The 13,158-nt window shown below is 61.2% G+C and carries 12 protein-coding genes; 10 read left to right on the plus strand and 2 right to left on the minus strand.

Annotated features, from left to right (window positions below; genetic code table 11):
* Positions 1 to 47 precede the first annotated feature (47 nt).
* From KUV26_RS16605 to KUV26_RS16615, 3 genes are read left to right on the plus strand one after another with little or no spacing between them, the layout of a single operon-like run.
* Positions 48 to 965, plus strand: a complete 918-nt coding sequence (locus KUV26_RS16605; RefSeq protein ID WP_315900135.1) for a manganese/iron ABC transporter ATP-binding protein — start codon at positions 48 to 50, stop codon at positions 963 to 965.
* Entirely contained in the window at positions 965 to 1,843 is an 879-nt protein-coding gene (locus tag KUV26_RS16610; protein ID WP_222509237.1) for a metal ABC transporter permease, read from the plus strand. Before KUV26_RS16605 ends, KUV26_RS16610 begins: the two co-directional genes overlap by 1 nt.
* Positions 1,843 to 2,703 (plus strand): metal ABC transporter permease, encoded by an 861-nt coding sequence (locus KUV26_RS16615; protein ID WP_222509153.1) that lies wholly within the window; start codon positions 1,843 to 1,845, stop codon positions 2,701 to 2,703. Before KUV26_RS16610 ends, KUV26_RS16615 begins: the two co-directional genes overlap by 1 nt.
* Before the next feature lies 1 nt (position 2,704).
* Here KUV26_RS16615 and KUV26_RS16620 read toward each other — a convergent pair whose 3' ends face one another.
* Positions 2,705 to 3,619 (minus strand): LysR substrate-binding domain-containing protein, encoded by a 915-nt coding sequence (locus tag KUV26_RS16620; RefSeq protein WP_222509154.1) that lies wholly within the window; start codon positions 3,617 to 3,619, stop codon positions 2,705 to 2,707.
* 93 nt (positions 3,620 to 3,712) lie between these two features.
* Here KUV26_RS16620 and KUV26_RS16625 point away from each other — a divergent pair, with 93 nt between their 5' ends.
* The 5 genes from KUV26_RS16625 to KUV26_RS23865 all read left to right on the plus strand — a co-directional run bounded on the left by KUV26_RS16625 (position 3,713) and on the right by KUV26_RS23865 (position 9,903).
* Entirely contained in the window at positions 3,713 to 5,233 is a 1,521-nt protein-coding gene (locus KUV26_RS16625) for a trimethylamine methyltransferase family protein (RefSeq protein WP_222509155.1), read from the plus strand.
* 152 nt (positions 5,234 to 5,385) lie between these two features.
* Positions 5,386 to 7,860, plus strand: a complete 2,475-nt coding sequence (locus KUV26_RS16630; protein ID WP_222509156.1) for an FAD-dependent oxidoreductase — start codon at positions 5,386 to 5,388, stop codon at positions 7,858 to 7,860.
* A gap of 22 nt (positions 7,861 to 7,882) precedes the next feature.
* Positions 7,883 to 8,866, plus strand: coding sequence for a GlxA family transcriptional regulator (locus KUV26_RS16635; RefSeq protein ID WP_222509157.1), 984 nt, complete (start codon positions 7,883 to 7,885; stop codon positions 8,864 to 8,866).
* Positions 8,867 to 8,894: 28 nt separating this feature from the next.
* Positions 8,895 to 9,263, plus strand: coding sequence for a glycine betaine ABC transporter substrate-binding protein (locus tag KUV26_RS16640; protein ID WP_222509158.1), 369 nt, complete (start codon positions 8,895 to 8,897; stop codon positions 9,261 to 9,263).
* Between the two features lie 460 nt (positions 9,264 to 9,723).
* Positions 9,724 to 9,903 carry a fumarate hydratase C-terminal domain-containing protein gene (locus tag KUV26_RS23865; RefSeq protein WP_409996950.1) on the plus strand — a complete coding sequence of 60 codons (180 nt, stop codon included), beginning with the start codon at positions 9,724 to 9,726 and terminating at the stop codon, positions 9,901 to 9,903.
* A gap of 196 nt (positions 9,904 to 10,099) precedes the next feature.
* Here the strand turns inward: KUV26_RS23865 and betI are convergent, their stop codons facing one another.
* Entirely contained in the window at positions 10,100 to 10,681 is a 582-nt protein-coding gene (betI, locus tag KUV26_RS16650) for a transcriptional regulator BetI (RefSeq protein WP_222509159.1), read from the minus strand.
* Between the two features lie 329 nt (positions 10,682 to 11,010).
* Between betI and KUV26_RS16655 the strand changes: the two genes are divergently transcribed.
* Both KUV26_RS16655 and KUV26_RS16660 read left to right on the plus strand, forming a co-directional pair.
* On the plus strand, positions 11,011 to 11,967 hold the full coding sequence (locus KUV26_RS16655; protein WP_222509160.1) for an ABC transporter substrate-binding protein: 957 nt from the start codon (positions 11,011 to 11,013) through the stop codon (positions 11,965 to 11,967).
* Between the two features lie 78 nt (positions 11,968 to 12,045).
* Complete coding sequence (locus KUV26_RS16660) at positions 12,046 to 13,071, plus strand: glycine betaine/L-proline ABC transporter ATP-binding protein (RefSeq protein ID WP_222509161.1); 1,026 nt, start codon at positions 12,046 to 12,048, stop codon at positions 13,069 to 13,071.
* Positions 13,072 to 13,158: the final 87 nt, after the last annotated feature.

The following is a 13,158-nucleotide window of genomic DNA, read 5'->3' on the forward strand; positions in this document are numbered from 1 at the left end:
CATTTCACAAAACACAATTTCTGTGTGTAACTCTGCGGGAAAGCCCCATGCTTGATGCCAGCGAGACCCACATCATGAACACCAGCGCCGCACCTGCGGACGGCGGGATTGCCGCACAGAATGTCACCGTCACCTACCGCAACGGCCATACCGCGCTGTGGAATGCCAGCTTTGGCATTCCCCGCGGCACCGTCACCGCGCTTGTCGGGGTGAACGGCGCGGGCAAGTCGACGCTGTTCAAGGCGATCATGGGGTTTGTTCCGGCTGCGCAAGGCGAAATCCGCATCCTCGGCATGACGGTCAAAGAGGCGCTGCGCAAGAACCTGGTCGCCTATGTGCCGCAGTCGGAGGAGGTAGACTGGGCCTTTCCGGTGCTGGTCGAGGATGTGGTGATGATGGGCCGCTATGGCCACATGGGCTTTCTGCGCCGCTCCAAACCCGCCGATCACGAGGCGGTCGATCAGGCGCTGCGCCGGGTCAACATGCAGGACTTTCGCCACCGCCAGATCGGTGAGCTGTCCGGCGGCCAGCGCAAACGGGTCTTCCTGGCCCGCGCGCTGGCCCAGGACGGGCAGGTGATCCTGCTGGATGAACCCTTCACCGGTGTCGATGTGAAGACAGAAGAGCAAATCATCGCCCTCCTGCGCGAGTTGCGCGAGGAGGGCCGGGTGATGCTGGTTTCCACCCACAACCTCGGCAGCGTGCCGGAATTCTGTGACCGCACCGTGCTGGTCAAGGGCACGGTGCTGGGCTACGGGCCGACCGAGACCACCTTTACCCGCGAGAACCTGGAGCATGCCTTCGGCGGCGTTCTGCGCCATTTCACCCTAGGCGGCGACGCGCTGCATGACGATGGCGACACCCGCGAGGTCACTATCCTGACCGACGACGAGCGCCCCTTTGTTCAGTACGGCGAAAAGACCCAGACCAGCGAAAGCAAGGGCGAGGGCGGAGGGCAGCAGTGATGGAATACCTGCTGGAGCCGTTCACCTACGGCTACATGACCAATGCGATGTGGGTGTCGGCGCTGGTCGGCGGCGTTTGCGCCTTCCTGTCCGCCTATCTGATGCTCAAGGGCTGGTCGCTGATCGGCGACGCGCTCTCGCACTCGGTGGTGCCGGGCGTGGCAGGGGCCTACATCCTGGGCCTGCCCTTTGCGCTGGGCGCCTTCATCGCCGGCGGGCTGGCAGCGGGCGCGATGCTGTTCCTGTCGGAACGCTCTGGATTGAAGGTGGATGTGATCATCGGCCTGATCTTCACCTCCTTCTTCGGCCTTGGCCTGTTTATCGTCTCAATCAGCCCGATGTCGGTCTCGGTGCAGACGATCACCATGGGCAATATCCTGGCGATCACGCCCGAGGATACGCTGCAGCTGGCGATCATCGGCTTTGTGTCGCTGGCGGTGCTGCTGGCCAAATGGAAGGACCTGATGGTCACTTTCTTTGACGAAAACCACGCCCGCACTATCGGGCTGCGGCCCGGGCTGCTCAAGGCGGTGTTCTTTGTGCTGCTGTCGGCCTCCGTCGTGGCGGCGATGCAGACCGTAGGGGCGTTCCTGGTGATCGCCATGGTGGTGACACCCGGCGCCACCGCCTATCTGCTGTGCGACCGTTTCCCGCGGCTGATCATGGTGTCAGTGCTGATCGGCGCGGTCACCAGCTTCCTTGGGGCATACGCCAGCTACTTCCTGGACGGCGCCACCGGCGGCATCATCGTGACGCTGCAAACGCTGATCTTCCTGATAGTCTTCATCTTCGCCCCGAAACACGGGCTGCTGGCGGCCAAGCGCAAGGCGCGCGAGGCGCTGAAACGCGGCCCTGTGGCACAAGAAGGGGCTGCGTGATGGACCTCGACATTCTGCTGATGCCGTTCCAGTTCGCGTTCATGCAGAACGCCTTTTGGATCTCCATGATCGTTTCGGTGCCCACGGCCCTGCTTTCCTGCTTCCTGGTGATGAAGGGCTGGGCGCTGATGGGCGACGCGGTCAGCCACGCGGTGCTGCCGGGGATCGTGCTGGCCTATGTGCTGGGCTTCCCGCTGCTGATCGGCGCCTTTGCCGCCGGCATGCTGTGTGCGGTGGCAACCGGTTTTCTGGCGGGCAACAGCCGGGTCAAGCAGGACACGGTGATGGGGGTGGTGTTCTCCGGCATGTTCGGGCTCGGCATCGTGATGTATGTGGGTCTGGAGACCAACGCGCATCTGGACCACATCCTGTTCGGCAACATGCTGGGCGTGGAGCCGGATGAGCTGTGGACGGCGGGCATCATCTCGCTGGTGGTCGGCGCGGCGCTGGTCTTGAAGTGGAAGGACTTGCTGCTGCACAGCTTCGACCCGGCGCAGGCGCAGGCCTCTGGCCTGCCGGTCACGGTGCTGCATTACGGGCTGCTGGCGGCGCTGTCGCTGACCATCGTGGCAACGCTCAAGGCGGCCGGGCTGATCCTGGCGATCGGACTGCTGATCGCCCCCGGCGCCATCGCGTTCCTGGTGGTGCGCAAGTTCAGCACCATGCTGTGGGTCGCTGTGCTGGTCTGCATGTTCTCGATGCTGGCGGGCACCTATGCCAGCTTCTTCCTCGACAGCGCACCGGCGCCGACCATCGTGCTGATCCTGACAGCGCTGTTCATCCTTGCCTTTGCGCGGCGGCTGTATCTGACGCATCGCAGGTCGATGCAGCGCGCCAAGGAGGCCTCGGGCACCGCGTGACTCACGCGGTGCCGCGCTGCGACATCTCCAGCAGCCACTGCCGCACAAGTTCCGCGTTCGGAACCAGATCCTGCGTCTTGGACCACACTAGGTAAAAGCCCGCGCCGGTGGTCCATGACCATTCCTTACGGGCGGCCAGCAGGCCCTGTTTGATCAGCGGCTCGGTCACATGCTGCCAGCCAAAGGCAAAGCCCTCGCCCGCAATCGCCGCCTGCAGCACCAGCGCATAGTCGTTGAGGCGCATCCCTGCGGCGGGCGGCCGACCTGTGACGCCGAAATGTTCAAACCATTGCTGCCACCTTGGGCGCTCTCGGATCGGTTCCTCGAGGTGGATTAGCCTTTCATGCAGCAGGTTCGGAACGGTTGCTAGATTAACCGCGGAGGCCATCACCCTCGGGCTGGCCACCGGATAGATAACCTCCGGCGCGATCAGGGCGGAGTGGCAGTCCGGCCAGTTGCCGTCACCGCGCCTCACCGCAAGCGAGATGCCTTCGGTATTGATGTCCGGCTCCCGGTCGGAGCTTTGCAGGCGCAGGTCGATATCGGGGTGCGCCTCATGCAGCTGGGCCAGCCTTGGCATCACCCAGTAGTATGCAAAAGCGGAGGAGCAGTTGAGCGTCACATGGTCATTGCGCCCGAACTGCCGCACCGCTTTAGCGGAAGACAGAATATCCCCCAATGCTTTCGAGACATCCGTGTAAAGCCGCATCCCTGCCCCGGTCAGCTCCACCTTGCGGTGGCCGCGGCGGAACAAAATAACGCCCAAAGACGCTTCCATCTGCTTGATCGCGGCACTGACGGCAGGCTGCTGCACGTTCAGTTCTTCCGACGCGCGGGTGAATGAAGCGTGCCTCGCGGCGGCTTCGAAGACGATCAGGTGGCGGGGGCTGGTGAGGAGCTTCCACAGTTCTTGCATAAATGTGTGTTATCCAAATCATCAGAATTTTCAACCGTCACAACGTCTGCGCCGGGTTTTATCTTTCCGCAACGCCTGAAGATGGAGAGCCCCATGGCCCGACGCGCCCGCGCATCCCGTGACAGAAACACTGCCCCCGCCGGGGCTCCGGCCTCGCCCTGGATCCAGCGGACGCTGCCGTACTTTGACGTGCTGGACGAGGAAAAGCTGGTCCGGCTGGAAGCGCAGGTCGACTGGATTTTCGAGGATGTCGGCATCGCTTTCCGCGACGACCCCGAAGCCTTGCGGATCTGGAAAGAGGCCGGCGCGAAGATTGACGGCGACACCGTTCGCGCCGATGCGCAGTGGATCCGGTCGCTCTGCGCCAAGGCGCCGCGGGAGTTCACTCAACTGGCTCGCAATCCTGCGCGCTCGGTCACCATTGGCGGCACCAATCAGGTCTTCGCCCCGATCTACGGCGCGCCGTTTGTGCGCGACCTGGAGGGCGGGCGCCGCTATGGCGATATGGAGAGCTTCGAGAAGCTGGTGAAGCTCACCTATATGCATCCGAACCTGCACCACGGCGGGTTTGTGATTTGCGAGCCTTGCGACGTGCCCGTCAGCAAGCGCCATTTCGACATGCTGTTCGCCCATATGACGCTGAGCGACAAACCGCATCTGGGTGCCATCACTGAGATGTCCCGCGCTCAGGACAGTGTGGACATGGCGGAAATCGTTTTTGGCAAGGATGTCATGGACGAGAACTGCGTGATCATGGGCAATGTGAACACTAACTCGCCCTTGCTGGTGGACAAGGTGGTGACCGAGGCGGTGCGCACCTATTGCGCCCGCGGGCAGGGAATTATTGTTGTGCCGTTTATCCTTACAGGCGCGATGGGGCCGGTCTCCACCGCGGCGTCGGTGGCGCAGGCGATGGCGGAGGCGATGATGGTCTGCGCCTTCAGCCAGATCGTGCGGCCCGGCGCGCCGTTTGTGCTGGGCAACTTCCTCAGCTCCATGTCGCTGAAGTCCGGCGCGCCGACGTTCGGGATGCCGGAGCCGGTGATATCCAACTATGCGATCGGCCAGCTGGCCCGCCGCGCCGGGCTGCCCTTGCGCTGCGGCGGCTCTCTGACCGCGTCCAAGATCGAGGATGCGCAGGCCGCCTATGAGAGCGCCGACTCGATGCATTCCACCATGCTGGCCGGGGCCAACTATGTGCTGCATTCGGCGGGCTGGCTGGAAGGCGGGCTGTGCACCGGGTTCGAGAAGCTGATCATGGATGCGGACCGGCTGGGCTCCTACCAGAAGGTGCTGAGCCAGGGGCTGGACACCAGCAACGAGGCGATGGCCCGTGATGCTTACGCAGAGGTGGCGCCGGGCGGGCATTTCCTGGGCTCCGGCCACACCATGCGCAATTACCAGACCGCGTTCTATGAGCCGAAGCTGAGTGACAGCGAGAATGTCGAAAGCTGGGAGGAAGGCGGATCCAAGGACATGCGCCAGCGCGCCTATGAGCGCTGGAACCAGATGCTGAACGAGTATCAGGCGCCGCCGATGGATGAGGCGGTGAAAGAGGAACTGGCCGCCTATGTCGCCCGCCGCAAGGAGGAGATCCCGGATGCGTGGTACTGAGTTAACCCTTTCTTCACGCATAAGTTCAGCTGATGCAGGATGTGCCGGATTGCCCCGGCACCCCCTGTGCACCCCCCGTACACCCCCTGTGCACCCCCTTGGTGCCTTTTGCCGCAATTCCCGCGCTTTGCCCCGGACCTGAGGACAAACCCATGTCAGACAATTTTGCCCAATCGACGCTCAACATCCACAAGGAGGAGAGCACCGGCGACAAGAAACTGCCCACCCACGCCAAGGCGGTGATCATCGGCGGCGGTGTGGTTGGCTGCTCGATCCTGTTCCACCTGGCCAAGTTCGGCTGGAAGGACGTGGTGCTATTGGAGCGTGACGAGCTGACCTCCGGCTCTTCCTGGCACGCGGCGGGTCAGATTCATACGATTTCGTCGGACCCGAACATCTCGCGCCTGCAGTCTTACACCATCGATCTGTATAAGGAGATCGAGGAGACCTCCGGCCATTCCGTGGGCCTGCATATTACCGGCGGCTTCTATCTGGCGTCGAACAAGACCTGGTACGACTACCTGAAGCGGGAACGCTCCAAGGCGCGTTATATGGGGCTGAACCAGGAATTCATCAGCCCCAAGGAAGTGGCTGAACGGCATCCGCTGATCGACCCGAAACACTACCACGCGGCGCTGTGGGATGATCAGGACGGCGATCTGGACCCGTCGGGCGCGACCTATGCCTTTGCCAAGTCTGCCAAGGTGCACGGAGCGCAGTATTTCACCCATACGCCGGTGACCGCGACCACCCAGCGCCCGGACGGCAGCTGGGACGTCACCACGCCGCGCGGGGTGATCAATGCCGAGCATATCGTGAACTGCGGCGGCCTGTGGGCGCGGGAAGTTGGCCATATGCAGGGCATCAACCTGCCGGTGCAGCCGATGGAGCACCATTACCTGATCACCGACAAGATCGACGCGGTGGCCAACCACCCGACCCGTCTGCCGGCCGGGATCGACTATGAGGCCAACATCTATTTCCGGCAGGAACGGCAGGGGATGCTGCTGGGCACCTATGAGCCGAAGGGCACGCCCTGGAAGGTGGGCGGCACGCCCTGGGATTTCGGGCATGAGCTGCTGCAGCCGGATCTGGACCGGATTGCCGACCGTCTGGAGATGTCGTTTGAGCGCATCCCCGCCATCGGCGAGGCGGGCATCAAGGACATGATCAACGGGCCGTTCACATTTGGCCCCGACGGCAACCCGATGATCGGGCCGGTTCCGGGCATGAAGAACTACTGGTGCGCCGTGGGCGTCATGGCGGGCTTCTGCCAGGGCGGCGGTGTGGGCCTGACCATGGCGGAGTGGATGATCGACGGCGAGCCGTCCATCGACGTCTGGGCGATGGATGTGGCGCGGTTTGGCGAGTTTGCGACGCCCGATTGGGGCACCGTGAAATCGACCGAGAACTATGAGCGCCGGTTTGTGATGACCTTCCCGAACGAGACGCTGCCGAAGGGGCGGATGCAGAAAACCACCGCGCTTTATGACCGGCTGGTCGCCAAGGGCGCGCGCATGGGCCAGGGCTTTGGCCTGGAGAACGCGCTGTGGTTTGCCGACGGACCGGAAGACGCCCATGAAGAGCCGACCTTCGAGCGCAACCGTTCGCACGATTACGTGGCGCGTGAGGTCAAGGCCGTGCGCGAGGCTGTGGGCGGCATCGAAGTTGCCAACTTTGCCAAGCATGAGTTCAAGGGCGCAGGCGCGCGGGCCTATCTGGACCGGGTGCTGGCGGGATACGTGCCGAAACCGGGCCGCCTGACGCTGACGCCGATGCTGACCCCCAAGGGCAAGCTGTACGGCGATCTGACCGTGGCGTGCCTGGGAGAGGAGCATTTCATGCTGTTCGGCTCCGGCGCGATGCAGGAGGCGCACCGCCGCTGGTTTGAAAAGGACCTGCCCGCCGATGTGACCTATCAGAACGTTTCCGACGACTGGCACGGCATTGCGCTGTCGGGGCCGAAGTCGCGGGAGCTGCTGCACCGGATCACCCGTGAGGACGTGTCGGGCGAGGCGTTCAAATTCCGCGATCTGCGCCAGACTTTCGTGGGCGGGGTGCCGGTGATCCTGAACCGGATCAGCTTCTCGGGTGAGCTGGGCTATGAGATCTACTGCAAGCCGCAATATCTGCTGCGTCTGGCGGAGGCGATCGAAGAGGCGGGTGCTGCTCTGGGCTACCGCTGGTACGGGGCGCGGGCGCTGATGTCGATGCGGCTGGAGAAGGGCTGGGGCGTGTGGACGCTGGACTTCCGCCCGGACTTCGACGCGGCGGAAAGCGGCATGGATGTTTTCATCAACTGGAAGAAGGATTTTGTCGGCAAGGAGGCCGCGCTGAAGGCCCGCGAAGCCGGTCCGAGCCGCAAGCTGGTCACCATGACCATCGACGTGGACGGCATTGATGTGTCGAACGACGAGGCGATCCTGAAGGACGGCGAGGCGGTGGGGTACATTTCCTCCGGCGGCTATGCGCATCACGCGCAGACCTCGATGGCGATGGGCTATGTCTCGGCAGAGCACGCTGAAGTGGGCACCAAACTGCAGGTCGAGATCCTGGGCGAGATGTATGACGCCGAGGTGCTGGGCGCGCCGATCTATGACGCCAATGGCGCCAACATGCGCGCGTGATGTAAGCAGGGGAGCGGAAACCATGACCAAACCCATGCGGAAGCTCCCCGAAGCGGCCGAGGCCGTGCCGGCTTGCCGCTGCATCTTCCTGCTGCTGCCAACCTTCTCACCGTTGGACCTGTCCAGCGCGGTGGCGGCATTGGAGGCGGCAAACAGCCATGACGGGACCGCGCGCTATGACTGGCGCGTGGTCAGCGAGGAGGGGCTTCCCGCGACGGCTCCTAACGGGTTAAGGGTCGCGGTGGATGGCGGCCTGCCGGAACTGCCCCGCGGGGGAATGATCTTTGTCTGCGGCGGCTACGGGCAGGAGCCTGGCATTTCGCTCAAGGTGCTGGGCTGGCTTCGCAAGGCGCAACGCTTGGGGCTGCCGGTGGCGTCCCTGGGTGGCGGCATCATGGCTTTGGCCAGGGCCGGTCTCTTGTCCGGTCGCCAGGCGTCGGCGCACTGGGCTCAACGCGCCACACTGGCCGAAATGCATCCGGATGTTGAAGTGAAAAGCTCGCTGTTCACCATCGACGGCAAGCTGATCACCTGCGCGGGAGGCACTGCGACTGTCGACATGATGCTCAATCTGATTTCAGACCATCATGGTCCGGATGTTGCAACAGCCGCTGCTGATCTGATGGTGTGCTCCTCGGCCCGGAAAGGCAGCCAGGGGCAGACGGTCTCTGAATTCGGGCGCGCCGGAGTGCGGCATGAGAAACTGGCCGCGGCGCTCGGTCTGATGCGCAGCAATCTGGAGGAGCCGCTGACCCCGGTCCGCATCGCCGATCTGGTCGGCCTGTCGGTGCGTCAGCTGGAGCGGCTTTTATCCAAGTACCTTCAGACCACGCCCAAGGTTTATTACACAAAACTGCGGCTGGACTATGCGCGCAGCCTGCTGTTGCAGACCAATATGCGCATCATTGACGTGGCACTGGCGTCAGGCTTCAATAGCCAAACCCATTTTGCCAAAGTGTACCGGCGCTATTTCGGCAAGTCCCCGCATCAGGAGCGGCCGTTCTGACGGCTGCCTGTGTCTTTGCCCTTTGAATGTGAACAAGCATGCAATTTTGACCCCTTATTCGCTCACTGATTTCAAGCTGCTGGAGCTCCCGGCATACGAACCGGATTGTGAAACCGAGGCCGCATGGGGAGTGAACCCGGACGCGACATTCGACTGCGGCTTTGCGCCCTCGTCGATTTACAAGGTCGCATGGCCGGGCATGAAGGAAAAATGGCCGGAAGCATACGCGCTGTTGCAGCAGATAAGTATTCCGCTCGACCAGTATCTTGAAATTGCCCGGAAAACCGATGTCGAGGGCATCGCTCAGGAAGAGGTCGTTGATAGCTGGCTGTCCTGCCTTTGTTATCAAGGCTTTGCTCGGGCACTCGATTTCCACGACAAGTTAGCTTCCATCTGAACGCTTCACCACGAAGTCCGGTTTTCGGGAACCGAACAAATTTGGCTCGGGCCACACCTCGACAGCCATAAGGTCTAGGAGTTGGGGGTTGGCCTCAAAAAACTTCTGAAAGCTTGGCTCATCGTCTGAAAAATCTTCTATCAAGTCTTGATATTCTTGCAGCGTTCGGTCGCCGATAGCGAACCATCTGCTCGCGACCGCCTGCACCATGTGCTTCGCGGCGTTCACACCGTCTGTCTTTGCGTAGTGACGCTGACCCGAAGTCTTAGTTGGTAGATCGAATGGGGGCGGTGCAAGTCCGCCCCTTTGCACCGCGAAGCTGTGGTGTCAACGGCGGAGCAATATCCGACCACCGGGCGAAGCAAAAGTCTACCAGTCCGGAAGGTTGCGCCAATTCTGGAACCAAGACCCCAAAAAGCGCTGGACAACGCATCCACTCAGCTGCGTTTAGCTGGACTATATCTGCAATCATCCGGTTTTTTTATGCCGGCCCCAAAAAGAAACACCTGAGGGATGTGCAGCGGGGGCCTTCGGGCAGATATCCGCCGCACGCATGGAGCGTTACGTGGTCGGTCTACAGGCGCACGGCGCCACGCCGATGATGATTACCAAGGGCAACCGCTCCCGCTGTCACTCTTAAACGAATTCCCGTCGTTTCGGCGCGAGTTCTCACCGAGATCTACAAATTGAGCGTCCAGAGAGCGCCTTGCTTAAGCTCAAGATTGTGCGAAGCCCTTGCAGGCAGGAAGAGATGGGGTTTAGGTGCCGCCCGCACTCCTGGAGAATCCGAACTTGATACGGCCCCGCCTTCCTGGCCGGGGTCTCGGTTGATCAATCTATCTGTTCAGCATCGCCCTTACAAAATACTCAACTTCTCCAGCAACGTTCTCGGTGAGAATGGGCTGATTGTTCAGCCCATACCGCAGCCACAACCCATCGATGAGAGCTGCGACCGCTTCTCCTTGGCGCTTCGCAAGCTTGCGGTCGCTTGTCCACGCTCGGCAGATGTAGGTAAAGTTGCTTGCAAGACGCCGATGATACAGCCGGATTAGGCGGTTCGTCCCCTCGTACTTACGCGCCTGCACGTAAAAAACCAGCCAAGCAGAGACAACTTTCGGCTGAACCACCTTTTCTGAAAAGTTAGCTGAAATAAGAGCGCGCAGGCGCTCGTCAGGATCCTGAATGCCTTTTGTCGCTGCAACCACCTCGGTCCGCAGCAGTTCAAGCAGGCTGCGAATTGCCGCCTCCAGAAGCTTCTCTTTGCTTGGGAAGTAATGATGTGCAAGCCCCGGAGAAATGCCGGCCTCCTTGGCGATGGCACGTAATGTGGTTCCGTCAAAGCTCTTTTCATGAATCACGTTAATTACTGCGGCAATCAGGGCGTCTTCCCTGACTTTCCTCATTCCGACTTTGGGCATGGCAATACCTTCTTTTCCTGGGACTTGCCCGTAAACGAATACGCTGCGCGGTTGTGCCCCCGCCTCAGCTCCGCCACGTAGCACAGTTTGACTGCCCGACGCGATAGTTTGCGGGGCTGCCGTTCCTTCGCTGCTGCCGGATGGCGTCTTGTCATCTCACAGCGTTCCGCTTCCTGCCGGGCAGCATGGTTAGGGATGTGGCTGTTACTCGCATTTTATAGTTTGTCGGTCAACCGACCAAAAAAACTTGCCGCGCGGCAACGATTCATGTCATTCCGAAAAAAAAGACTCAGATCAGGCGATCGGGCGATCAAACAGGAGGAAATGCGATGAGATGTTTTTTTCAGGCAGCGATGGTTACGATGGGAATGGCGGCCGCGCTGCCGGTATCAGCGGAAGATTCGGCTGATCCGATACGGCTTGCGCTGAACGAGTGGTCGACCCAGCAGGTTATCACGCAAATCACCGGGAGACTGCTGCAGGAGATTGGCCGGGACGTAGAGCTCGTAACTGCCGGGTACTATCCGCAGATGAGCGCGCTGGAAACCGGCGAGCTGACCGCGACGGTCGAGATCTGGACCGACAACGTGCCGGAAGGTTTTTCCAATCAGGTGGACAGCGGCGCTCTCAAAATTGTCAGCAGCATTGGTGTGACCGGGCAGGTCGGATGGTGGTATCCGGCCTCGTTCGAAGCAACTTGCCCCGGGCTTCCGGACTACAAAGCGCTGAAAGGCTGCTTGGACCAGCTGGTCAGCGAAGACACCTATCCGAAGCCGCGCTTTGTCGAATACCCGGCTGACTGGGGCAATACGTTCAACGCTGAACGCTTTGCTGCGCTGGGTTTCGATTTCGCTGCTGTCCGGGCCGGATCCGAGGGAGCCCTGGTGGCTGAAATGAAGGCCGCCCATAAAAGCGGCGATCCGCTTCTGATCATGATGTATTCGCCCCACGTCGTGTATTCGCTCACCGATTTCAAGCTGCTGGAGCTCCCGGCATACGAACCGGATTGTGAAACCGAGGCCGCATGGGGAGTGAACCCGGACGCGACATTCGACTGCGGCTTTGCGCCCTCGTCGATCTACAAGGTCGCATGGCCGGGCATGAAGGAAAAATGGCCGGAAGCCTATGCGCTGTTGCAGCAGATTAATATTCCGCTCGACCAGTATCTTGAAATTGCCCGGAAAACCGATGTCGAGGGCATCGCTCAGGAAGAGGTCGTTGATAGCTGGCTGGCTGAAAACACGGCGACGTGGAAAGCCTGGGTCGCGGCGGCCCGCGGGGCTTAGCGGAATCTCTTTCCTGCCCATGTCCCGAACATGGGCAGGACTGAACGTTGTAAATACCCGGAAAATCGGAGTGATGTCATGTCGACAACGGGTCTTTCTTGCAAAAATGTCTGGAAAGTCTACGGTGCCAGTGCTGAGCGTGAATACGCACGGCTTTCCAGCCAGTATGATGATCCAGCTGCTTTGAGCAGCGCTTTGCGGCAAGCCGGGCAGATTGTCGCTGTCGGTGGCGTCAGTTTTAATGTCGCTCCGGGTGAGATGTTCGTGATTATGGGGCTTTCCGGTTCGGGCAAGTCTACGGTCGTTCGCTGCCTGACGCGGCTGATTGAGCCTTCCGACGGCGAAGTGTCGCTGGACGGCGCCAATTTGCTGGCGATGTCAAATTCGGACCTGATGGAAGTCCGCCGCAAGAGGTTCGGAATGGTGTTCCAGCATTTCGGCCTGATGCCCCATCTGAGCGTCCTGGACAATATTTGCCTGCCGATGCGGATCCAGGGCGCGGACCCGGCCAGGACCGTCGAACGCGCGCGCGAAGTCATCGATCTGGTCGGTCTCAACGGCCGTGAAAACAATTACCCGCGCCAGCTGTCCGGCGGACAGCAGCAGCGGGTCGGCATTGCGCGGTCCCTGGCAATCGATCCGCAGGTTTGGTTCCTGGATGAACCGTTTTCGGCGCTGGACCCATTGATCCGCCGGCAAATGCAGGACGAATTCCTGCGGCTGCAACGCACTCTGAAAAAGACCATCGTCTTTATCACCCATGACTTTCTCGAAGCGCTGAAGCTGGCCGACCGGGTAGCGATCATGAAGGATGGAGAGGTGGTTCAAATCGGAACACCTGCCGATCTCGTGCTGCGCCCGGTCAACGGCTATGTGCGCGAGTTTACGGAGGACGTGCCACGGGCCAAGGTTTTGACGGCGGGGGATATCGCCGAGCCCGGCAAAGCCGGAAACGGCATGACAGTGCAGGCAAATGACTGCCTTGATGATGTCATGCATGCGTTCGAGAACGGTGCAGACGGCGCGAATGTCGTGGCGCCGGATGGCACGATGGTCGGGCGCCTTACCGCGCGAAACATTATCCACGCGCTGTCGGAGCACTGAGATGCGGGCCTCTAACTCTGAATTTCCGCTCCGCAACAAGCTTTTGATCGGCGGCTTTTCAATGTCCCTGATCGTTCTGGCCGCGGC

It is taken from the genome of Leisingera daeponensis, from assembly GCF_019801465.1.
Taxonomy (GTDB): domain Bacteria; phylum Pseudomonadota; class Alphaproteobacteria; order Rhodobacterales; family Rhodobacteraceae; genus Leisingera; species Leisingera daeponensis_A.